The following is a 22,269-nucleotide window of genomic DNA, read 5'->3' as shown; positions in this document are numbered from 1 at the left end:
TTGACGGAAACTAAAGTCAATCTTTTCGCCAGCACACAGTCTTTCCGAGCTCAGACGCCAACGGTTTTAAGGAGGACACTTTAGCTGCATGCAGGGAAATTTGAGTGAAATAGACATCCGCAGCATCCTGCAATTGATTGAGTTAGGTCAGCGAACCGGAGAACTGTTCGTAGAGGCCTACACCTCCACCGGCAGCAGCACGGGTACTCAACCTACCTCGCGCTCCCTTGCAGGACAATCCTGGTATGTCTTCTGCTTCAACGGTCAGATTATTTACGCTACCCAGAGTGCGGGCAGTTTGTTTCGCTTGCGCGACTACCTGCGCCGCTACAAAGCAGATACCGCCCTCGACAAAATCCAAGTTCCCTATATGGCATCTACCAATGCCCCAGAATACGGTTACCTATGGGCCCTGCTAGAAAACCACATCCTCACCCCAGCTCAAGGCCGCAACATCATCCAGAGCATGATCCACGAAACCCTATTTGACTTGCTCAGTCTCCACCAGGGTTCCTTCACTTTTGAAATGGGCCCAGCTTTGGCTCCTCAACTGACCAGCTTAGAAATTAGCTCGCTGCTGGCCAAGATTGTCAAACAGGTGCAGCAGTGGAAGCAGTTTCACCCTCACATTCAGTCGCCCAACCAATGCCCGGTGATTTCAGACCCCTCCGAGCTGCGAGTCGCGCTGCCTGTCAATACCTTTAATACTCTCAGACGCTGGGCCGACGGGCACACTTCGATCCGCCAAATGGCGCGCTACCTCAACCGAGACGTACTCACTGTCGCTAAGGCGATTTACCCCTTTGTGCAGCAGGGATTAGTGCAAGTATTTTACGAACCCTCTGTTGCCCCGGCCAACAATAAAAAAGAATGGTCGTCCCCAGAAACCAAAGTTCCGAGAGTTGTCTGTATTGACGACGACAATACTATTCGCAAAACAGTTGAGTCAATTTTAAATGAACACGGTTACGAAGCTACTACGATCGGCAATCCCCTCCAAGCATTGAGTTTGGTTTTTCAACTCAAACCAGATTTAATTCTGTGTGACATCGCCATGCCGGAACTCGACGGGTACGAAATTTGCGCTATGCTGCGTAGTTCTAGCGCTTTCCGGCAGACGCCGATCGTTATGCTGACGGGCATCGACGGATTTATCGATCGCGTTAAAGCCCGCATGGCCGGAGCTACAGACTTTTACACCAAACCTTTTGGTGAAAGCGAGTTATTGATGCTGGTAGAAAAATATGTGGGCCCGGGCTACCCTCGGCTCAATCTCTCGGAAAAATTATTAGACCGCTCGCTAGAAGACCAATTAGAAGAAAAATAAATTTCGCACCTATGCCCAGATGGGAGCTTTTTTGTACCTGCGGTTAGATAGAGTCTCGGCCGCCACAAAGAGAAAGCTGGGGGTACTATTGGCGATCGCACCATAAACTAGAATGTATAAATCCGGGCGCTGGGATAAGGGCGTCGGTAAAACTCTGTTCAATTTCTAGGCCCAAGTGGGTCTAACACGCTCAAAGTGCAAATATAATATACTTGTTCTCCACTTGCAGCCGCTCCGAAAAACTGATGCACAGAGCTACTTATTGCTAGGTATTTCTGTACAAAGTCAGAGAGTGCAATTGTCAGTCTTAAGTGACTCCGTTCATGATTGTCGCGACACCAGCCAGGTCAACAACTCCTCGCTAAACCGATACTCGGATTAGCATTTATCGCAGAAATTACCCAAAGTTTTACCAATTGAGACGGCGGTGGGAGTACAAAGTGAAGCTTTAGGGGTTTCAAATTAATTGTTCGTAGTCGATTGGAGCTAATGTGCCAGCAAAGGTCGCGCGAATTTATTGATGGCAGTCAATTATTGACGGAGCAAATTTATTGCCAAGGATCTCAGGCAGTCGCGCCATTCACCCCTTGGCTGTGTCAAGCTTGGCTGTGTCAAGTTTTGACCATCGAAGTTCGATCGGGTTCTTCTTGGCGGGAAACCTCAACAATTTGCTAGAAATGCAGGTGTCAGAATTATGATTAGCGGTAGCCCAGACTTTATATTACCAGGACTAGGCGTAGATCCGGCTCCGGAATTCCAAGAACTAGAAACTCCCGAAGGCGAGCTGCACCTGCGGTTCTACGTTCCTTCGGGGAACGAGTTCGCACTGCCAGCGACAGGGATTAGAGAGGTACTATCCCCTTCCCCAGACCGCATGACACCGATCCCCAACGTTTCCTCTTTGCTTTTAGGTACGCTAAATATGAGAGGACGAGTGATTTGGGTGGCAGACCTCGGCCAATTTCTGGGAGACCAAACACCTCTGAACACAGATAGACCCGAAATCCCGATCGTGGCTGTGGAAGACCAAGACACGATTTTGGGGCTGGCAGTCGATCGAATTGTGGGGATGGACTGGCTCGACGTAGAGCAACTGCACTCTCAGAACAATGCACCAGACGGCATGATTCCATTTCTGAGGGGAGAATGGATGTTAGGTGCACAAGCTCAGAAAGTGCTCCGACTGCTAGATCAAGTGAAAATTCTGCGCTCGGCGCGGTGGGCAGCGTGAAATCGATTTTAGATTTGCGATTTGCGATTTTCGATTGGGGTCTAACCATCAACAGTCACACAACTTGAGGCGCGCATCTAAACATTCAATTCAAGATAAAAATCTAAAATCTCAAATCTAAAATCTAAAATCCAAAGAGGGCGGCAAATGGCAACAAGTACCAACTTTCAGCAGGACTACCAACGGGCAGAAGCGGCCTACATGGATGGCAATTATTCAGAAGCCGCAGCCCTAGTTTATCAATTAGTAGAAGATTTTCCCGAAGACCCCAGCGCTCGCCTGCTGTGCGGACACATTTACTGCTACGGACTGCAACAGTATGAGGTGGCGCGGGAACAGTACACGGTTGTGCTAGGCCTGAGTGACGACCCGAGTTTGGTAGAACACGCTCACAACGGAATTACCTACACAGACCAATTTTTATCTGGAGAGCTGCAAACGGAAAATTTCGAGGCTTTGTCTGCTGAAACTGAATTAGAATTCTACCCAGACTTATCTCTTGATGAAGGGTTAGAAGACCCGGATTTGGGACTTTTCCAAGGAAATTCACCATCCCTTTCCTATAGAAGTCAATCCCCAGACGACATGGAAAACGAGGACTTGGCCGACTTGGGCATGAGTGGCTTGGGGTGGGAAGCAGAAGATGACGATCGCGCAGGCTCAGTCCCAGATTTAGCCTCACATTCTAACCCGTTTGGTGGCGACAGTGGCGGAATGGCAGCTTATGCTGACACCTCCGACTCGCTAGACGACATAGACGAGTTTGCCGACTCGGGCTTTGGAGACCCTTTTGCCTTAGATGATGGAGGGTTTGATGCTGCTGACGTGTCTAGCAGCAAAGCGTCTGGGAAAAGCCCACCTTACTCAGGAGATTCGTTTTCCGAAGCTCCGACTCAGATGCTCAACGGTCAAAGTTTTGCCTCTTCAGAAACCGGGAATTCCTTCGATTCGAACCAACTAGACTCCCCCATCGAGCCCTCGGACAATTTTGGCGAACCTTTTGCTGGGCTCGATTTGCCAGACGAATTCGACGATAACTCCGACTACGACTACCAATACCCGCCCCAGAGCGACCAAAATTACGGTCATAACGCACCTCTGGCAGAAGAGGAAGACCCTTTTGCCGAGGCGATGCCCTCGTCGGGTTTTGGGTCTTCTCGACCTCAAAACAAGCAGCCCAATAACGGGTCGGACTACTCATCAAACTATTCGCTGGCGGAAGACGAAACGCTGTTGATGGGAGGTGCTGTCCCCAACTCTCAAAGTCAAAGGTCGAGCCGGGGACAATTTAATTCAGTCGAGCAAGCTTCCGCCAACAGCAACGGTTACAGTGACTCGGAACCCCCGGCATTTAGCTCAAGAGACAACTTCGAGTTAGATGCTTTTGAAGACGACGCTTTTAGCGATTCTTTCTCATTCGACGAAAACGAACAAGCGACAGCTTTCGGGGCGTCCGACAAGAACAACAGCGGCTGGTCGTCAAAAGCAGGGAACGGTCAAGAACACAGCGACTTTTTAGACGAATTTGACGAGTTTGACGATTTGGGCAATTTGCCGGACTTTGATATCTCAGAAGATGCCAGCAGTTCGATCCTGACTAGAGGTAACACCAATTTCGGCAACTCGACCAGCGGCATGATGGGGACGACCGGCAGCAGCCTGGACTTTGACAACAGCGATGGCTCAGCAATTCGGGATGACGAAATATTTAGCATAAGCGGCCCGGCTGATGCGTCTGTACCGAGTTTTTCTCCCACCGAAACAGAAGCGCTCGATACTTCGGTAACAGTAGAACAGGGGGGACTGGCTTTCTTGGAAAATGCCCCTTTGTTTACAAAACAGTTGTACACGGCAATCGGGGCGGGACTGGTTTCTCTGGTAGCTGTGGCTTTCGTCACCAACATTGCCTCCTATCAAGCTCTGCGGCAAGACAAACCCGAGGCGATCGTTTACCTGCGCCAAACAGGCTGGGTAATGACCGCAGCCGCAGGCTTTACCAGCTTTTTAACTTCTTGGGGCATCGGCCAGTTGATCGCCAAGCAGGTACGCAAGTCGTCGGACAATTTGCAAGCTCAGTTCGATGCGGTATCTCAAGGAACTTTGGACGCTCGCGCTACGGTTTACTCGGAAGATGAATTTGGCAAAATGGCTGCTAAATTCAACCACATGGCCAAGGTCATCCAAACCACCATTAGCGATACCAGGCGCAAGTCTGATGAACAGGAACAGGCAAAAGAAGACTTGCAGCGCCAAGTGATTCGCTTGCTAGACGACGTGGAAGGAGCTGCCCGGGGCGACTTGACGGTGACTGCGGAAGTGACAGCAGACGTTTTGGGTGCTGTGGCTGACTCGTTTAACTTGACAATTCAAAATCTCCGCGAAATTGTCCATCAGGTGAAGCAGGCGGCTCGGGAGGTCAGCAAAGGCGCTACAGATAGTGCTAAGTTTGCGGGCGATTTGTCTTCCGACGCGCTGCGGCAAGCTGAGGAACTGGCGGCAACGCTGAATTCGGTGCAAGTCCTCACCGATGCGATTCAGCGGGTCGCAGAAAGCGCTAGAGAGGCGGAAGAAGTGGCCCGGGGCGCGGCGGCAACGGCTCTGAAAGGGGGCGAGGCTGTGGAGCGGACGGTGGCCGGGATTTTGGAAATTCGAGAAACGGTAGCAGAAACCACGAGAAAAGTCAAGAGGTTGGCCGAAGCTTCTCAAGAAATTTCTAAGATTGTGGCTTTAATTGCGACGATCGCCTCTCGGACGAACTTGTTGGCCCTCAACGCCAGTATTGAGGCGGCGAGAGCTGGGGAAGCGGGCAGGGGTTTCGCGATCGTGGCAGACGAGGTGCGACAATTGGCAGACCGATCGGCTAAGTCTTTGAAAGAGATCGAACAGATAGTGATGCAAATTCAAAGCGAAACCGGCGCGGTAATGACGGCGATGGAAGAAGGGACCCAGCAGGTTATTGAGGGGACAAAATTGGCAGAACAGGCGAAGCGATCGCTTGAAGATATCATTCAAGTAACTAACCGAATTGACGTGTTAGTGCGCTCGATTACTGCCGACACTGTAGAGCAAAACGAAACAGCTCGCGCGGTAGCTTCTGTGATGCAAGCAGTAGAGCTGACCGCTCAAGAAACATCCCAAGAAGCGCAGCGAGTTTCCGGTGCTTTGCAAAACTTGGTAGGCGTTGCTCGCGACCTTTTGACATCTGTGGAAAGATTCCGAGTAGAAACAGCAGAAAGACAATAATCAATTGTCTAATGCTTGTTTTGCTGGCTGATTTACAAGCACGTTGGTCTGGCAAGGATGGCAGAAAAAAAGCAACCTCGCAGTCTTGAAACCACTGCGGGGATGCTAATTCAACACCTAAACAAAGTAGGAGTTGCACAGATGGGCGATAAAATAGTAGAGGTAATACCGGGCATATTTGGTGAAGTTCAGCCTACCGGCTGTATTATCTCTACCCTAACCAAATCTAGCATGGGCTATGGCAATAAAAGACTTAGTATTAACGGTGAATGGAAAAAGTTTACTCTTCACCGTTTAGTATTAAAACATTCATTAGGTCTGCGGCTCAGACCCGAATACTTTGCTGACCCTACTTGCAATGTCCCCAAATGCCTTAATCCTAACCATTTGTGGGAAGGTTCTGGGCGGGAAAAATCTCAATATAGGTTTAAAAAAGGACGTATTAAAAATGTCGGAAGTACATCGGCGCCGCAACCTCAAAAACAACTGCGAGGCAGAGAAATAATTTCCGCTATTCAGCCTAAAATACAGCAGAACGGCTACATGATTTGTACCTTGGCTAAAAGAAGTGATGGTTACGCCATTAAAGGTACTAAAATTAATGGCAAAACAAAAAGTTTCAACGCTCACAGACTTGTACAGGAACACAAACTGAGAATGCCTGTCAAACCCGGTTATTTTGCGTATCACAGTTGCTACGATCGCGGTTGTGTCAATCCCGACCATTTGTGGGAAGGCTCCCCCGCCGATAACTCCCGCGATGCTATAGAAAAAAACCGCTTTCCTTTCGTTCCCGGCTAGATATGTTCTAACCCCAAACTCCAACCCGAACAGGTGCGCGAGATTCGCTATCTTTTAAGTGAGGGCATATCGAAAGCAAAAATAGCCAGGACATTTGCCATATCTCGCAGTCAGATTATTCTCTTGGCAAGGGGCGAGATATACAGAGAGCTTCTCTAGAACTACTAACATAGAGCCAATACAATAACGCTTAAAATCAGGAATAAAACTATGCTGCCGGAGCAACAACAGAGGATAATGGGCTACTTTATTGAGGAGGCAAAAGACCACCTCAATACGATCGAACAAGGCTTGCTGAATCTGCAAACCACGATCGAAGACCCAGAACTGGTCAACGAAGTATTTAGGGCCGCTCACTCTGTCAAAGGAGGAGCAGCAATGCTGGGGCTGACGAGCATTCAGCAAACAGCTCACCGACTAGAAGATAGTTTTAAAGTTTTAAAAGAGTGCAGCGTTAAAGTAGACCAACAGCTAGAGTCCCTTTTTCTGCGAATTTTTGACACATTGCAAGGGCTGTTAGAGCAACTGTCGGGGCCTTTTGGACTGACAGAGGAATTGGGAGAACAGATGGTTCGAGAATTAGAACCAGTATTTGAAGAACTCAACGGGCACTTGGGGGGACTCGTCGGACACGGAGAACAGCATGGAGACGAGAGCTACGCGATGTCAGTACCCGAACCAGTTATGGCGGGGATGGGTGTCGGCGCGTTTGCCTCATCAAGGAGTATTCCGGATTCGCGGTCAGTTTACGCACCTGATGCCAGAGCAACAGAAGACAGCGCGCTGCAGCTAGTATTTGACTCGGACGTGCCGGCGAGGATGCGAGAACTCCTGCAAGAGTTCAAACAGCCCGAGGGGCCAGAAAGCAGGCGGCAACTCAAGAACATTTGTCGGAACTTGCTCAGGGCAGGGGAAGAATTTGAACTGCCCTGCTGGATAGAATTGATCCAAGCTGTATCCAAGGCGATCGCCAACCCAGAAAATACCTACCGCACCTTAGCCCCAACGGTGATTAAAGACATCAAACAAGCGCAAGAACTTGTAATTTCTGGTCTAGAATCGTCGATCGCACCAAGCGCAAAACTTCTGGCGCTGCAGCCGGCTGTTTTGGTTCCAGAAACGGATTTTGAAGATTTGCTGGCCTTCGCTCAACCGAGTAAATCCGGGACAAATGTGGTTTCGGTTGAGGATGAGGCGTGGGATCTGGTGGGATCGGGCGATGCCGCGGATGGATTGAACAAGTTGCTGCCGACTATTTCTGGGCTGAGTATAGACGAGCTGTTCGACCAACTCGACAGTGGCGACAGCAACGATGACAGTGGCATTCGATCGTCCCAGTTCGACGAGGATTCCGCCTTCGCAGACTCGGATATGGAGACGGGTGCTTTTAGAGGCTCGACCCGCACCGGCCCGGAAGTGGGCGCGGCAGAACTCAACACTTTAGCTGACTTGTTTGACGGCGAGTCCCCGGAGCTCGACGGCGCTTGGGAAGAAGAAGAAGACCTCGACTACGCACAGTCTTCTGGGATATCGGCCGCGGGAATGCTGGGGTCAGACGATGACAATTCCGGCGATTTTACTGATTTGTTGTTTGACGAATATGATGCGGAAACTTCCGAAACGAACACGAAGCCTCCCATTGATGACCTGACGAGTTTGTTTGGGGAGGATTTGCTGTTTGGAGAAGAGGCAGAGGGCTCGGCAGTAGCTGCCGGTCAGAAAAATGGGGGATCGAGCCAGCGGTTAACTCGCAAACAACTTAAAACGGGTAAGGGTAAGGGGGGTTTGGAGCGGCGAGAGGACACGGTGGCCCCAGCCAGGGGACAAGCGGACGAAGATGCTCTCGGTACGCTTTTGGACGAAGTGGCTGCCCAAACTTCTGCTGGTGTTACGGACAATGCTGATTTCGATAACTTGTTCGGCGATTTAGGCTTATCTGAGGCAACGGGTGTGCCAACAGTCTCTTCGGAGTATTCCGTGAAATCGGAGGGTTTCGACGCAGGATCGAAGGAGCCTGCAGCAGGGGGGGGCAATAATGATTCAGCAGATGCCGAAGCGTCTGCTCTCCCTGAAATGGATGATTTCGACTTGTTCTCTGAGGTTGGCGAGGACTCGGATTTGAGCGAGCTGTTGGGGATTACTTCTAATTTCCTTTCTTCAGAAGACGAAGGTGGGGAGAACGGGGGCGATCGAGATCGAGCTGCGGGCATCCCACAAAATGAGGAAATGGGCAACGTTCTTAACATGACATCAAATTCTGATTTAGATATCTCTGCGGATGAAAACTGGCTAGAAGATGCTTTCGGCCTGGAAGACGAGTCTGTGCAATCGCTCAACCTGGAGCTGGACGATACGGATTTAGATGCGCTGTTTGGGGATATGACCTCGGGTTCGATTTCTGAGGATGAACAGACTGTGAGGGATCGGCAAGGAGCGGCTACTTCCCGAGAAGCGGCGGATTTGGCTGAGCTGTTCGGTTCTGTACCTACTGGTACTGAGTATGACGGAGAAGCTTCGGGGCAAGCCCGCGGGGGTTGGCTGAATGATGGGGATTCAGAATTGCTGAGTGCGGATGTGGGAGTTGATGAGGGCGACTTGGGGAGTTTGTTCGAGAACAATGGTGCGACTGTTTCCGACCCAGGCTTGACAAATTCGGCAGAGGTTGAACTTGGGGCTTTGTCCGACGATCGTCCTGAGTCGGAAATTTCAAGTCTCGAGTCTGATGAGGGCGCAGTTTTCGACTTTTTGGAGGATATGTTTGCCGAAGGCATGGTGCAGCAGGGCGATGCTGTAGCGGCGCCAGATGAGGGCGCGGCTCATGATGAGGAAGAATTGTCGGTCCAGCCTCCTGAAGGTTTGTTCGATGAGGTGGGTGCGGATTTGTTCGATCGAGCCGAAACAGATGGCGCCGGGGAGTCGGAGGGCGAAGATGATTTGTTTGATGCCCTGGAAACGGATTTTTTAAGTGCGGATTTAGAGCCGCTGCCTGCAGAATCTCTCGATGGTATGTTTGAGAGCGATGCTGACTTGCTCTCGGCGATGGAAACCGGGGCTACTCTCAACAACGAAGAATTGGAGGGTTTTGACGATTTGTTGGATTCGATCGATGCTGAGGTTCTGGTGACTTCGGAACTGACGACGGGCTTTTGGGACGCTGAGGACGAGTCGGCCCAGGCCGATTCCTCGGAGTTGGAAGAGGGGTCGCTGGCCGACTTTTTTGCCCAGGGCGAATCAGGGGATGAGGATGCCGAAGGCAATTTTGACGATTTAGAAGCACTGTTAATTGCCGGGGGTGCTGGAGCTGTCATAGCAGCTTCTGGCAGCACAAATCAGAGTCCGGTAAATACAGAAGTTTTCTCGGATCTCGAAGAGCTCCTCAGCGAGAGCGCAACTATGCCGGAAATTCCTGCACCGGCGACAACTGCCAGTAAAGCTCCCCGCGCTGCAGCCGATGAGAGCGACGACGATTTTGGCGATTTGGAAAAACTGCTGGAAGATCCCAAGGAGAGCGGGCGTCAAGGGGAAGGCAATATCGGGCCGTCGGCGATCAACAGACCCAGGCGCAATATGCGCGCGGGCGGGTTCGGCGACCAAACGATGCGGGTGCCGATCAAGCAACTGGATAACCTCAGCAATTTGATGGGGGAACTGGTGGTAAACCGCAACAGTTTGGAGCAAGACCAAGAACGGATGCGGCAGTTTTTGGACAATTTGCTGCACCAGGTAACGCTACTGAGCGATGTGAGCCAGCGGACTCAGGATTTCTACGAGCGGAGTCTTTTGGAGATTGCTTTGCTGGCAAACCGTCAGGGACACCGATCGGCCTGGCGCTCTGAGGATTCGGCCCACACGCGGGAAAGTGCCTGGAGACCAGAGGAAATGGACAGGTTTACTCCTTTCCACAGTTTGGCTCAGGAGATTATCGAGCTGATCGTGCGGGTGCGGGAGTCGGCGGCGGACATTGAGTTTTTGGTGGATGAGGCGGATCAGGTGACTCGCCAACTGCGGCAAGTCACGACTCAACTGCAAGAAGGTTTGACTCGCGCCCGGATGAAGCCGTTTGCGGAGACGACGGACAGGCTGTTCCGGGCGGTGCGGGAAATTGCGATTAAATGCGGGAAGCAGGCTCAGTTGCAGGTTGAGGGTAAGGAGATTTTGATCGACAAGATGATTGTGGATCAGCTATATGACCCGATGACTCACTTGGTGAACAATGCCATTACTCACGGGATCGAACCGCCGGAGGTGCGTCTGGCGGCTGGGAAGCCTGCTGTCGGCAGGATTACCATTCGCGCTTTCCACCAAGGGAACCAAACGGTGGTTTCGGTTTCTGACGACGGGGCGGGAATTGACCCGCAAAGGGTGAAGGCGAAGGCGATTAAGCAGGGTATGCTGACGGCGGCTCAGGCTCAGAGGATGTCTCGCTCGGAAGTTTACGATTTGCTGTTTATGCCCGGTTTCAGCACTCAGGAACAGGCGACGGAGTATGCCGGCCGGGGGGTTGGTATGAATGTGGTGCAGACTTCCTTGCAGGAGATTCGGGGAACTGTGTCGATCGATTCAACCATCGGCAAGGGGACTGTGTTTACCATCCGTTTACCTCTGGTGTTGAGCATTTCTAAGGCTCTGACTTGCATTAGCGATCGAGCTCGCATTGCTTTCCCGATGGATGGGGTCGAGGATATGATCGATGTGCCTCGCGATCAGGTGACGACGGGGGCGGACGGTTTGCCTTGCATTGAGTGGCGGGGTCAAAGCTTGCCGTTCCGGCCGCTGCGGGATTTGCTGGCTTACAGCCGCCATTTGGGCCGGGGCAGTGTTTACGGGTTTAATACTGACGATGACATGATTTCGGTGATCGTGCTGCGGTCTGCTGGCAATTTCTTGGCGGTGCAGGTGGATCAGGTTTCGACGGAACAGGAAATTGTGATCAAGCCGTTGGAAGGGCCGGTGCCGAAGCCGATCGGGATTGCGGGTGCTACGGTGCTCGGAGACGGTCGGATCGTGGCGATTGCGGACGTTCTGGAACTGATCGATTTGGCTACCGGAAGGCTGCGGAAGGACACTGGCGGTACGCTTTGGGATGAGAGCGAGAAGGCTACTAAGGAGGCGGAAATTGAGAAGACTGAGCCGACTGTCCTGATTGTGGATGACTCGATTACGGTGCGATCGCTCTTGTCGATTACTTTCGAGAAGTCTGGCTATCGTGTGGAAGAAGCTCGCGACGGTAAGGAAGCTTGGGAAAAGATGAAATCTGGTCTGCCTTGCGATATCGTTTTCTGCGATATTGAAATGCCGAGAATGGACGGTTTGGAACTACTTTCTCGGATGCAGAAGGATGCGGTTTTGTGTGAATTGCCGATCGCGATGCTGACTTCTCGCGGTGCTGACAGACACCGCCAAATGGCTTACAGTTTGGGCGCGAAAGGCTATTTCACTAAGCCTTATTTGGAGGAGCAATTGCTTGATGCTGCTTCTCGGATGTTGAAAGGTGAGGTTGTTGGTGCTCCGGTTGGTGTGTAAGTACGTGATGTTTGAAAGGATATGAGTCCTGTGGGGGCTAAAGCCCTCGCAGGACTTGTGTGCGATCGCCCTCATTGAGTCAAAATGCGGCGGGGTTATTGGAGTCGGTAAATTTACTAACGTCGATGCAGGGGGGTTAGAAGGTTTGGCGGAGGTTGGTTTTGATTATTTGAGTTTACAGGAGTTCGCTGAGGTTGATGGGTTGACGGGGTGACAACGCCGTCAAAGAGTATCCCTTACCCAAAATAAGTCCCTGGTTTGTAACTAGCGTAGAGGTTAGCTATTCCTATATTGACCATAATATCAGGCCTTATAGACCTTCAATTAGTTTATAAAGTCCCCGTCATTACCATAGGCCCAGTAGGATTTTTCAGTAAGGGCGATGCTTCAACCGTGACAACTAATGGTGTTACTTCCGCATTAGCAGGCAGAGAAAGTTTGACAAAAACAGTTCCTCTTTCATTAGTATTAAACTGCTCCCAAGCGATTTTTTCATTATTATTAACTGACCATAACTGGTAAAACTGACCCTTTGGTAAAACCGGAAGGTTCCTTAAGATTAAAACAGCTTTGGGTTCACCCGGTGTGATCACAATACTTCCCGAGGCAGCAGATGCGTCAGCCATGCCTTTGAGGGAAACTAGACGAGTATTAGGCTGTTGCAGCATTGCAATCACATCTTTTTGTCGTACTACCTGAGCTTCAAGCGTTGTTATTTCTTGCCTGATTCGGTAGTTATCCAAACCAAAGGCTAACGCCAATAGTGCCGCTATGCTACCAAGAACGCGACTCCATAGTAGAGGTGAATGCTTCCGTTTTTCCTGGGCTAATGAGTTAGGAACTTCAGAAACATGAGGATTTGGTACTGCAACGCTAGCCGCCGAGGCAGCTTCCAAAATGGCGGAATAAAGGTGTGGTGGCGGTGCTATATCAGGTAGGGCGTAGGGTATAACTTCCAGGACTTCTTGCAGGCTAACAACCTCTGTAGCTAGTTCGGGATTTTCTTTCAACACTCGCCTTAATTCCTCAGCTTCTTCAGAGCTGAGGTTGCCAAGTACATAGCCTGCCATCAATTCTTCTGAGCGTTCAGGGAATAAAGGCTCTGTCATAGGTGCAACTAGCCAATTAATTTTTGTAAATTTTTTCTTAAGTTCAATAAACCTTGCCGAGACCAAGTTTTAATTGTTCCCAGCGGTATACTAAGTTTAGTCGCGATTTCTGATTGACTCAAACCCTCATAGTAAGCCATCTCTAAAACCTGTCGCTGTTTTTCGGGAAGTTGAGTTAAGGCATCACGAACACAGTGGGATCGATCACTTAAAGAAACTGACTCGAAAGGCGTGAGAGGGGGAATTTCTGTAGCCATCATCTGACTCCATCGCTGGAGAAATTTTAATTTAGTGCTGCGGGAACGAAGTTTATCAATTGCCCGCGATCGAGTCATAGTTGTCAAAAAGCTGCTCATAGAGCCGCGATTCGGATTGTATGTGCCTCTATTCCAGAGATTGAGAAAAATCTCTTGGGTTAAGTCTTCTGCCTCTTGAGGATTGCTGAGAATTCTCAGTGCCAATCTGTAGACTAAGCTGCCATAGCGGTTATAGAGAATGCCCAAGGCAGACGGTTGACCAATACTCATCAACTGAAATAACTCAGCGTCAGTCTGTTTATCAGGCTTTTCCAGGCTTGTTTCGGCAGAGTTCAAATCCATAGGTGTTTTTTAGAACAGACCTAAACCGATAATTTTAAGTTGATTCTGGTTATTGCAGCAAGCACGTCTCCAAAAATAATCGGGCATCATCTTCTTAAATACGACCAGCAGAGCTGATTGGATGTATACAAGCTGAGTATCTTGACCTCGCTGACAACAAATTTAGGATATTCGCAATCCAATCAAAGAAGTAATCCGTACTATAAGAGGAAACACCGCTAGCTATTACCTGCTGACTGCTTAAATCAAAATTCCTCAGATTTGGAAGAAAAATATGAACCGGAAAGTGCTTTATTTGATTGTTGGTCTGACTCTAACGGCTAGTCTGTATGCCTGCTCTTCTAGTCCTAGCGCTTCCCCCGATGCGATGAAGAGTCCTGATGCGATGAAGAGTCCTGATGCGATGAAGAGTCCTGATGCGATGAAGAGTCCTGATGCGATGAAAAAATAACCTCCACCAAAGACATCACCGACTTTTACCTTCAACCGCCATTCATCTCCCGCCATAACTGTACCCAATTTGGCGGCGAGATGAATTGCTGACTGTATCTCCACAATAATTAATAGTTTATTCCGATCGCACTTCCCAGCGGACTTCGCAGTGGCGTTCACAGCGGCAGAGTTGGAAAAAATGGAGCTAACCAAAGCTGTATTTTGACATCCCAACCCAAAAGAATCGCGATCGCACTTCCCACAACAATTAGGCCGCCGATTCTTTGTAAAGCTGCACTGTGGGGGCGCAAATGTAATAAGTGCTGGCTGAAATAACGTCCTCCATAGGCGATCGCCAGTAACGGCAACCCAGCGCCCAAACCGTACAAAATTAGTAAAAAAAACGCAGTTACAGGCTGAGGATTGACAACAGCTAAAACCAAAATACTCGCGAGAACAGGCCCCGCACAAGGTGTCCAAAGCAAGCCGAGTTGGGTTCCCAGCCAAAATTCGCCAACCAGCCCTACTCGTGCAGGTGCTTTCAGCCAATTTTCAAAGTGTAAATATTTAAACAGCAGTTGATAACTCTGCGGAAAAATGGCACTTATCCCAGCAATTAGAAGAAAGGCAAGTGCTCCTGTTCGGAGGATACTAGCAAAGCTGACAAACCAGCCTGATGTGACTCCCAACAAGCTCCCAATTGCCGCAAAACCAGCGATTAATCCTGATACCAAAGCAATTGGGCCATAGCGATGATATTGAAGGCTTCGTCCTAATAATATGGGTAGGATTGGTAAGACGCAGGGCGAGAGAATTGTTAAAAATCCTGCTAGTAAAGCCACACCAGTCGAAGTGAGTGAAATTGCCATCTGACTAACCTAATAATTTGCGAATCATTTGTTCGGTTTCGTCATAGGCTCCTTCGCCAATATGGTCATAGCGCCAGATGCCTTGGCGATCGGCTAAAAATAAATGAGGCCAATATTCATTCTGGTAAGCCGCCCAAGTTTTAAATTCGTTATCCAGAGGCACTGGATAGGTAATTTGGTGTTCCTTCAAAGCTTTTTTGACGTTGTTTGCATCCCGCTCAAAGGGAAATTCTGGGGTGTGTATGCCCACAATCTTCAATCCGCGATCGGCATATTGCTGATGCCAGCGGACGATGTAGGGGAGAGTGCGCTGACAGTTAATGCAGGCAAATGTCCAAAATTGCACCAACACCACTTTGCCTTTAAGATCGGCTATTTTGAAGGGCGGAGAATTTAGCCACTGGCTGATGCCTTGAAACTCTGGTAAAGACTTTCCTGTTGGTGAGATAGCAACGTTCTCGACTGTCGGTAAATTAGGACTTTTAGCAGGAGCAGGTATGGGAATATTGTCAGAGCTAGAAGTTGGGATAATATCTTTCTTAAGGCCACAACCCAGAGCAGTTCCACTAGCTCCCAGCCCTAAATACCAAAGCAATTGGCGTCGCCCCAGCCTGCGATCGTTCATAAACTAATTTCCTTGCTTATTTAGTTTATATACGGAGATGACTGGAAATTGGATGTTTTAGGCAAAGAGGAAAAATTTTAAATCCAAAAGGGAGTCAGCTTCGTATTAAGTTAGAGACTACTAAGAACCCAGTCTTTTATTCTGAACTTATACCCATTCTCAAAAGTCATGCAATAGTAGCCGTAGGGTGCGTCGAAGAAAGAAAATCCCTTGCATAAAAATCGACAATCTCACAGCGATGCACCAGGGTTCTTCAAGAGCCACTACTGGTTACCAGGCTGAAGCCTGGGAACCAGTTATTGAGTTATAGAGGTTTTGCATAAGTCCTGTTGTTGTCACCCTTAAGCACTATGGATTCATCGGCTCCTTCTAAAAAATCTCGGTCTAAACCTTTACCGAGTCAGGCTACTTTGGCGAAGTTATTTCACTGGTTAAATATCATTAGTCTAGTTATGATGATTGGCAGTGGATTGCAAATTTACAACTCGAATCCGGTTTTTGGTGGGCGGGGAGGATGGCAATTCCCACCGATATTTTTGCTAGGCGGTTGGCTGGCTGGCGGCAGACATTGGCATTTCGCCGCCATGTGGTTGTTCGCACTCAATCTATTTTGGTACGGTGTCTATATTTTCATCACCCGCCGCTGGCAGCATCGTTTTCTCGGCTATAATGACCTGAAAGCTTTGCAGAATTCTCAGAACCAGAAGCGCAAAAATTATTCATGGCACCGCCTAGCTTACACAGCAATTATTCCGGTTTTGCTGCTAGCTTTATTTAGCGGAATGGGAATGTATAAACCTGCTCAATTCCACTGGATTGTAGATTTATTCGGCAGTTGGCAGGCGCTGAGAGTCGTTCACTTTATATCGGTTCCTACCGTCATCATCTTTGCACTAATTCACTCTTTGCTGGGCCTCAATGTAGGGGGTTCGCGCCTGATTAAGTCAATTTTTTGGTAGAGGTTCTCTCATGTTTCCAGACTCTCCTCGGTTATGGCAGCGCCGTCAATTTATCCAATTATCAGGACTTTCTAGCATTGGTTTACTTTTAGGTGGTTGCGGGTTAATTAAATCCGATCTAATCGGGAATACTTTTGAACCTCTAAACCAAAGCGTTGAAACTTTGTTGTTGAATCCTCAAAAACTTGTACCGGAATTTCCTGTAAGTGCGATCGAGCCGAATGCCTTAATTATCAATACCTTTGATTCTACTCCAAACATTGATGAAAAAGCTTTTCGTCTGATAATTGATGGCGAGGTAAATCGTCCTCTCAACCTCAGTCTAGAACAACTTCAAATTATGCCTTTGAGTGTAATGACAATTCGCCATGTTTGTGTGGAGGGTTGGGCTGCGATTGTGCAGTGGGGAGGGGTGCGACTGCGGGATTTGGTAGCCCTTGCTCAACCAAAGGCAAATGCTCGGTACATTTACTTTAAGTCTGCTGATGGCTATTACGAGAGTTGGGATATGCCTTCGGCGTTGCACCCGCAGACTTTGATGGTTTATCAGAAGAATGGTAATCCTCTGAGTGTTGAGAATGGTGCGCCTTTACGCCTCGCATCTCCAATTAAGCTGGGTTACAAACAGAGTAAGTGGGTGACTAAAATTACATTGGTTGGTGACTTGCTGCCTAAAAAGGGTTATTGGGAGGATCAAGGTTATGAGTGGTTTGGAGGACTGTAATACTATTTTCGATTTCAGATTTTAGCTTTTCGATTGGGGATGACTTTTAGTTACAGGATTTACGCAACTGTCACATTAAATAAAGGTAAGTTGTTGCACTTGGGCGATCTTTTATATAAAAAATAGCGCCCGAGCGCAACCACTTATATAAAAATTAATTTTTATCAGAGTGCCAGTTGAGTCTAGGACTGAGTTAGTTAATTAGCAAGTGGATGATGTATCATGAAAAAACGATTTTTTTTACAAGCTGGTGCCGCAACAGTAAGCATTGCATGGTTATCGCGCTATTTACCTGGGAAGTCAAATGTTATGGCAGCTTCTCAGGGTGTTTTTGAAATCACTAAAACTGAGGAAGAATGGCGCAAAATTTTGACACCGGCACAGTTTGAGGTGTTGCGAAAACACGGCACTGAACGTGCTCACACTAGCCCTCTCGATAAGCAATACGGAAAGGGAATTTATGCGTGTGCTGCGTGCAATTTGCCACTTTTTTCATCGCAAACCAAATTTAATAGCGGTACGGGCTGGCCAAGTTTTTATGACCCCATAAAAGGGGCGATCGCCACATCTGTGGATAATTCGCTGTTTGCAAGTAGAATTGAAGTGCATTGCCATCGCTGCGGGGGGCATTTGGGTCACGTATTTGATGACGGCCCTGCACCTACTGGCAAACGCTATTGCATGAACGGTGTTGCATTGAAATTTATTGCTGGCTGACATTCTTTCACGGGTAAGCCTGTAGTATGGAATCCCATAATCATCCACGCGCCAAACCGCTGGTGCACGCGGATTCGCGCGGATGGTATAGTGATTTGTGGGACGTGAGGGCGATCGAGGTTATTTATGGATGCTGAAGAACTTTTAGAAAAATATGCAGCAGGACAACGCGACTTTAAGAACGCACAGTTAAGTGGGATAGACCTCAAAGGTGCAGACTTGAGTGAAATAAACCTATCCCATGCAAATTTGTCTGGATCTGAGTTGAGTGAGGCAATCTTTACTAAGGCAAACCTGGCTGGAGCAAACTTAAGTAGGGCTTACCTCAGCGGTGCTGATTTGAGTAGGGCAAGCCTCACCAATGCCAACTTGAGTAATACTAAGCTGGACAATGCAAATCTGAGTGATGCCCAACTAAACGCTGTATCGTTAACTAAAGCCTCCTTGAAGGAAGCAGACTTAAGTAGAGCAAATCTGAGCGATTCAAATTTGATCAAGGCAAACTTGACAGGATCACAATTGAGTCAAGTAAAGTTAGAACGTTCTAGCCTCCAAGATGCCAACTTTCATAGAGCACAACTCCGAGGCGTTAATCTGTCTGCATTTAACTTATCCGGCGTTAATCTGGCTGAGGCTGATCTTACGGCAGCCGACTTCACAGGGACAAACTTAAAAAAAGCCTGTCTGGCAGGGACAAATCTCGAAAGAGCTGTTTTTGAAAAAGCAAATTTGATGATGGCCAATTTGGAGGGAGCCAACCTTAAAAAAGCAGACTTGACTGATTCTAAAACCTATGGCTGGAATATCGAAAATGCAGACTTCACTGATGCGATAATGCCAGATGGAGAACTCTACCAGCCAGAAACCTCTGACGGAGAAATCTACCAGCCAGAAACTTCGGAAAAATTATCCCAAAAAGTGATATCTATGACGCGCAAAATTATTCGTACTGACAAAGCACCTGCACCCGTGGGCCCTTACAATCAAGCCATTGCCGCAACTGGCACTATGCTGTTTGTAGCCGGTCAAATTGCCATCGACACTAGACTAAACGATATCGTCTATACCGACGACGTGGCCAAGCAAACCGAACAAGTCATGGCAAATCTCCAAGCCATTCTCACAGAAGCCGGCGCTACTTGGTTGGATGTGGTAAAAACTACGGTTTTCCTCAAAGATATGAATGATTTTGCCGCAGTTAATGCGGTTTATGCCAAGTATTTTGATGAGGCAACTGCACCGGCGCGCGCTTGTGTGGAGGTTTCGCGTTTGCCGAAAGATGTGTTAGTTGAAATTGACTGCATTGCTGTGATTTGATTTGAGCTTCTTTGAGAAACCAGGCTTTTTCAATAAGTCTGGTTTCTGGATAGTTCGTTTTTTTTAATATTTATGAGCGATTTAACCCCAGAGGGCGCAGAGGAAGAGGGGAGAGAGATGAATAATTCCAAGGTTTACTTATAGCAACCGCCGAGGGTAAAGTGCGCGACTTTATTAACTTCTACAGCCGATCGCACAAAGTCGATCTGTCGCTGTCGCGCACCCTACTCCCAAATCAATCTGAAACAATCAGATTTAATCTCAATTAGCAATTAGAAATTACTAATTACCAGTTACCAATTAGCAATTAGCAATTACTCTACAAGCAATTACCAATTACCAACTATCAACTATTTATTCAGCGCTTCGCGGGCGGCTACCGCTTCGTCGGGATGAATATTCAAGCGAGTCAAATTAATTCGACCTTTATTGTCAATTTCTCGCACTTTGACAATCACTTCATCGTTCACAGCTAACTCGTCTTCCACTTTGCCAACGCGGTAATCCGCTAACTGCGAAATGTGAATCATGCCTTCTTTTCCTGGCAAAATTTCCACAAAAGCGCCGATCGGAATAATTCGAGTTACGCGGCCGACATACACGTCTCCTGCATTCAACTTGCGCGTCATGCCTTGGACAATGTTGTAAGCCCGCTGAGCTTTTTCGCTGTCGTTGCCAGCAATTGTCACGGTTCCGTCGTCTTCGATGTCAATTTTGACACCGGTTTCTTCGGTGATGGCTTTGATCGTTTTGCCACCTGGCCCAATTACCAAACCGATAAATTCCGGATCGATTTTCAGGGTTAGCAAACGCGGTGCAAACGGCGACATTTCCTTGCGGGGAGTGTCGATGGTTGACAGCATTCTTTCTAAAATGTGCAGTCTGGCTGGTTTGGCTTGGCGGATGGCGGTGGCAATCACATCTAAGGGCAAACCTTTGATTTTCATATCCATCTGCAAAGCAGTAATCCCGGTGTCGGTACCGGCTACTTTGAAGTCCATGTCGCCTAAAAAGTCTTCAATTGCCTGAATGTCAGTCAAAATTCGGACTTCATCGCCTTCTTTAATTAAGCCCATTGCCGCGCCGCTGACGGGTTGGGAAAGGGGAACGCCTGCATCCATTAATGCTAGCGTTGAGGCGCAAACTGAACCCATTGAGGTCGAACCGTCGGAAGAAAGGATTTCTGAAACTACGCGAATCACGTAGGGGAAATCTTCTTTGGATGGCAAAACCGGCAGTAAAGCGCGTTCTGCGAGGGCTCCGTGACCGATTTCTCGGCGTCCGGGCGATCGCATCGGCTTGGTTTCTCCTACCGAAAACGGCGGGAAATTGTAGTGATGCAGGTAGCGTTTGTCTTGCTGCGGGTGCAAGTCGTCTCCTAAGTCTTGGGCGTCGCCCGGGGTTCCCAGGGTAGCTGCGGACAAGACTTGGGTTAACCCCCGATTAAACAACGCACAGCCGTGTACTCGCGACGGCAGCACGCCTACGCGACAAGAAACGGGTCGCACCTCGTCTAGCTTGCGACCGTCTACGCGGATGCCATCTTCGAGGATCTGCTTCCGCATCATTTTTTTGGTAACGTCTTTGAAAACGTTGCCGATCGCCTTGCTGTTGGCAGCGGCGGCTACTTTTACCGGGTCCTCTTCCGGGAGTTCGGCGATCGCAGCTTCGACTGCATTTGCCTTAACTTCGTCCAATGCTGCATTCCGTATTGTTTTGTCTTTTTCAAATCTTGACAAAATGATGCGGATGGGTTCTTGGGCGCGATCGCGAATGAAGGTTTCCAGGGCCGAATCTTGCGATGGCCGTTCCTCTACCACCAAATCGATCCCCAATTCCGCCATAATTTCGCGCTGGGCTTGAATCAAGTCACAGGCTGCTTCATAGCCGAAGTCGATCGCCTCGATGATATCCTGTTCCGGCAACTGGTTGGCGCCGGCTTCTACCATGATTACTCCGTCAGGAGAACCAGCTACCACGAGATCCAACTCGCCTTCTTTGATTTCGCTGTAGGTGGGGTTGATGATGAAATCATCTCCTACCAAACCGACTCGTACCGCCGCCATCGGCCCGTAAAACGGCATTTTCGCCAGCAGTATCGCCACCGAAGCCCCCGTCACCGCCAAAACGTCCGGTGGCACTTGTTCGTCCATCGAAACCGTTGTGGCTACAACTTGGATGTCATCTCGCAGCCAGCTTGGAAATAGCGGGCGCAGCGGTCGATCGATCAAACGGCCAGTCAAAGTTACTTTTTCTGGGGGACGCCCTTCCCTTCGCAAAAATCCACCGGGAATTTTACCGCCAGCGTAGAGTCTCTCTTCGTAATCCACCAACAGGGGCAGGAAATCAATTCCTTCTCTCCCCTGCGATCGAGTCGCTGTCACCAAAACCGCCGTGTCACCCGACTGAATCAAAACTGCACCGCCTGCTTGAGGCGCTAGTAAACCAATCTTCAGTCTAATATCCCGTCCATCGAAGGATATTGACTTGTCTATCTCTACCATGTAGCACTGCTTCCTTATCTACCACATTCTTTCTCTGTCGGGATCGTAACATTACCACAGGATGTTTGAGAGTCCGACGCCAAAAGACAGGGATAATCGCCTCGCGATCGACTGTCTGTGTCTCGATTGTAAGCATTTATACTCTCGAATTATTTTTTGCACTCCGGGGTCGATTCTCCGGTCGATCGCCCGCCAAACGCCTTCCATAGATGGTACGATGAATTTTCGTTTGGGAATTGGGACGTTGAAGGAAGAAGGAAGAGGGAAGAGGGAAGAGGGATTTAGTTAT

At 48.9% G+C, this 22,269-nt stretch carries 18 protein-coding genes; 11 read left to right on the top strand and 7 right to left on the bottom strand.

From position 1 onward, the window contains the following. The first annotated feature begins 88 nt into the window (after positions 1-88). From QUA27_RS03745 to QUA27_RS03720, 7 genes are all read left to right on the top strand, one after another. A complete protein-coding gene (locus tag QUA27_RS03745) occupies positions 89-1,327 on the top strand; it encodes a response regulator (RefSeq protein ID WP_333066407.1) in 1,239 nt (412 codons plus the stop codon). 489 nt (positions 1,328-1,816) lie between these two features. After that, a complete protein-coding gene (locus tag QUA27_RS03740) occupies positions 1,817-2,002 on the top strand; it encodes a hypothetical protein (protein ID WP_333066406.1) in 186 nt (61 codons plus the stop codon). Positions 2,003-2,024: 22 nt separating this feature from the next. After that, a complete protein-coding gene (locus QUA27_RS03735) occupies positions 2,025-2,558 on the top strand; it encodes a chemotaxis protein CheW (RefSeq protein ID WP_190661936.1) in 534 nt (177 codons plus the stop codon). A gap of 147 nt (positions 2,559-2,705) precedes the next feature. After that, positions 2,706-5,801, top strand: a complete 3,096-nt coding sequence (locus tag QUA27_RS03730) for a methyl-accepting chemotaxis protein (RefSeq protein WP_333066405.1) — start codon at positions 2,706-2,708, stop codon at positions 5,799-5,801. Between the two features lie 57 nt (positions 5,802-5,858). Next, entirely contained in the window at positions 5,859-6,602 is a 744-nt protein-coding gene (locus QUA27_RS03725; RefSeq protein ID WP_333066403.1) for an HNH endonuclease, read from the top strand. Continuing rightward, entirely contained in the window at positions 6,603-6,761 is a 159-nt protein-coding gene (locus QUA27_RS27285; RefSeq protein WP_445251470.1) for a helix-turn-helix domain-containing protein, read from the top strand. 51 nt (positions 6,762-6,812) lie between these two features. Further along, entirely contained in the window at positions 6,813-12,125 is a 5,313-nt protein-coding gene (locus QUA27_RS03720; protein WP_333066402.1) for a hybrid sensor histidine kinase/response regulator, read from the top strand. A 329-nt stretch (positions 12,126-12,454) separates the two neighbouring features. Here the strand turns inward: QUA27_RS03720 and QUA27_RS03715 are convergent, their stop codons facing one another. The 5 genes from QUA27_RS03715 to QUA27_RS03695 form a co-directional block, all read right to left on the bottom strand. Beyond that, positions 12,455-13,234 (bottom strand): anti-sigma factor, encoded by a 780-nt coding sequence (locus QUA27_RS03715; protein WP_333066401.1) that lies wholly within the window; start codon positions 13,232-13,234, stop codon positions 12,455-12,457. Between the two features lie 8 nt (positions 13,235-13,242). Further along, positions 13,243-13,833, bottom strand: coding sequence for a sigma-70 family RNA polymerase sigma factor (locus QUA27_RS03710; protein WP_333066399.1), 591 nt, complete (start codon positions 13,831-13,833; stop codon positions 13,243-13,245). Between the two features lie 291 nt (positions 13,834-14,124). Then, positions 14,125-14,445 carry a hypothetical protein gene (locus QUA27_RS03705; protein WP_333066397.1) on the bottom strand — a complete coding sequence of 107 codons (321 nt, stop codon included), beginning with the start codon at positions 14,443-14,445 and terminating at the stop codon, positions 14,125-14,127. Then, positions 14,442-15,134 carry a cytochrome c biogenesis CcdA family protein gene (locus tag QUA27_RS03700; RefSeq protein ID WP_333066396.1) on the bottom strand — a complete coding sequence of 231 codons (693 nt, stop codon included), beginning with the start codon at positions 15,132-15,134 and terminating at the stop codon, positions 14,442-14,444. Before QUA27_RS03700 ends, QUA27_RS03705 begins: the two co-directional genes overlap by 4 nt. 4 nt (positions 15,135-15,138) lie before the next feature. Then, on the bottom strand, positions 15,139-15,759 hold the full coding sequence (locus QUA27_RS03695; RefSeq protein ID WP_333066394.1) for a thioredoxin family protein: 621 nt from the start codon (positions 15,757-15,759) through the stop codon (positions 15,139-15,141). Positions 15,760-16,109: 350 nt separating this feature from the next. On the opposite strand from QUA27_RS03695, the gene QUA27_RS03690 reads away from it, so the two are divergent. The 4 genes from QUA27_RS03690 to QUA27_RS03675 all read left to right on the top strand — a co-directional run bounded on the left by QUA27_RS03690 (position 16,110) and on the right by QUA27_RS03675 (position 19,476). Further along, the gene (locus QUA27_RS03690; protein ID WP_333066392.1) at positions 16,110-16,718 is read left to right on the top strand and encodes a cytochrome b/b6 domain-containing protein; all 609 of its coding nucleotides are present in this window, start codon (positions 16,110-16,112) and stop codon (positions 16,716-16,718) included. A gap of 10 nt (positions 16,719-16,728) precedes the next feature. After that, positions 16,729-17,442, top strand: a complete 714-nt coding sequence (locus QUA27_RS03685) for a molybdopterin-dependent oxidoreductase (RefSeq protein ID WP_333066391.1) — start codon at positions 16,729-16,731, stop codon at positions 17,440-17,442. A gap of 309 nt (positions 17,443-17,751) precedes the next feature. Next, positions 17,752-18,159 carry a peptide-methionine (R)-S-oxide reductase MsrB gene (msrB, locus tag QUA27_RS03680; RefSeq protein WP_333066390.1) on the top strand — a complete coding sequence of 136 codons (408 nt, stop codon included), beginning with the start codon at positions 17,752-17,754 and terminating at the stop codon, positions 18,157-18,159. A 126-nt stretch (positions 18,160-18,285) separates the two neighbouring features. Further along, a complete protein-coding gene (locus tag QUA27_RS03675; RefSeq protein WP_333066389.1) occupies positions 18,286-19,476 on the top strand; it encodes a Rid family detoxifying hydrolase in 1,191 nt (396 codons plus the stop codon). Positions 19,477-19,826: 350 nt separating this feature from the next. Here the strand turns inward: QUA27_RS03675 and QUA27_RS03670 are convergent, their stop codons facing one another. Both QUA27_RS03670 and QUA27_RS03665 read right to left on the bottom strand, forming a co-directional pair. Next, positions 19,827-21,980 carry a polyribonucleotide nucleotidyltransferase gene (locus tag QUA27_RS03670; RefSeq protein WP_333066388.1) on the bottom strand — a complete coding sequence of 718 codons (2,154 nt, stop codon included), beginning with the start codon at positions 21,978-21,980 and terminating at the stop codon, positions 19,827-19,829. Between the two features lie 51 nt (positions 21,981-22,031). Further along, positions 22,032-22,187 carry a hypothetical protein gene (locus QUA27_RS03665; RefSeq protein ID WP_333066387.1) on the bottom strand — a complete coding sequence of 52 codons (156 nt, stop codon included), beginning with the start codon at positions 22,185-22,187 and terminating at the stop codon, positions 22,032-22,034. Between the last annotated feature and the right edge of the window lie 82 nt (positions 22,188-22,269).

The sequence above is a fragment of the Microcoleus harperi Pol14_C6 genome, assembly GCF_036701295.1.
Taxonomy (GTDB): domain Bacteria; phylum Cyanobacteriota; class Cyanobacteriia; order Cyanobacteriales; family Microcoleaceae; genus Microcoleus.
This window is presented reverse-complemented; position numbering and strand designations above follow the sequence as displayed.

What these genes read in the sequence shown, in the direction of transcription:
- QUA27_RS03745 (WP_333066407.1), top strand. Translation starts at nt 89, where the DNA reads ATGCAGGGAAATTTGAGTGAAATAGACATCCGCAGCATCCTGCAATTG.
- QUA27_RS03740 (WP_333066406.1), top strand. Translation starts at nt 1,817, where the DNA reads ATGTGCCAGCAAAGGTCGCGCGAATTTATTGATGGCAGTCAATTATTG.
- QUA27_RS03730 (WP_333066405.1), top strand. Translation starts at nt 2,706, where the DNA reads ATGGCAACAAGTACCAACTTTCAGCAGGACTACCAACGGGCAGAAGCG.
- QUA27_RS03725 (WP_333066403.1), top strand. Translation starts at nt 5,859, where the DNA reads ATGGCAGAAAAAAAGCAACCTCGCAGTCTTGAAACCACTGCGGGGATG.
- QUA27_RS03720 (WP_333066402.1), top strand. Translation starts at nt 6,813, where the DNA reads ATGCTGCCGGAGCAACAACAGAGGATAATGGGCTACTTTATTGAGGAG.
- QUA27_RS03715 (WP_333066401.1), bottom strand. Translation starts at nt 13,234, where the DNA reads ATGACAGAGCCTTTATTCCCTGAACGCTCAGAAGAATTGATGGCAGGC.
- QUA27_RS03710 (WP_333066399.1), bottom strand. Translation starts at nt 13,833, where the DNA reads ATGGATTTGAACTCTGCCGAAACAAGCCTGGAAAAGCCTGATAAACAG.
- QUA27_RS03700 (WP_333066396.1), bottom strand. Translation starts at nt 15,134, where the DNA reads ATGGCAATTTCACTCACTTCGACTGGTGTGGCTTTACTAGCAGGATTT.
- QUA27_RS03695 (WP_333066394.1), bottom strand. Translation starts at nt 15,759, where the DNA reads ATGAACGATCGCAGGCTGGGGCGACGCCAATTGCTTTGGTATTTAGGG.
- QUA27_RS03690 (WP_333066392.1), top strand. Translation starts at nt 16,110, where the DNA reads ATGGATTCATCGGCTCCTTCTAAAAAATCTCGGTCTAAACCTTTACCG.
- QUA27_RS03685 (WP_333066391.1), top strand. Translation starts at nt 16,729, where the DNA reads ATGTTTCCAGACTCTCCTCGGTTATGGCAGCGCCGTCAATTTATCCAA.
- msrB (WP_333066390.1), top strand. Translation starts at nt 17,752, where the DNA reads ATGGCAGCTTCTCAGGGTGTTTTTGAAATCACTAAAACTGAGGAAGAA.
- QUA27_RS03675 (WP_333066389.1), top strand. Translation starts at nt 18,286, where the DNA reads ATGGATGCTGAAGAACTTTTAGAAAAATATGCAGCAGGACAACGCGAC.
- QUA27_RS03670 (WP_333066388.1), bottom strand. Translation starts at nt 21,980, where the DNA reads ATGGTAGAGATAGACAAGTCAATATCCTTCGATGGACGGGATATTAGA.
- QUA27_RS03665 (WP_333066387.1), bottom strand. Translation starts at nt 22,187, where the DNA reads ATGGAAGGCGTTTGGCGGGCGATCGACCGGAGAATCGACCCCGGAGTG.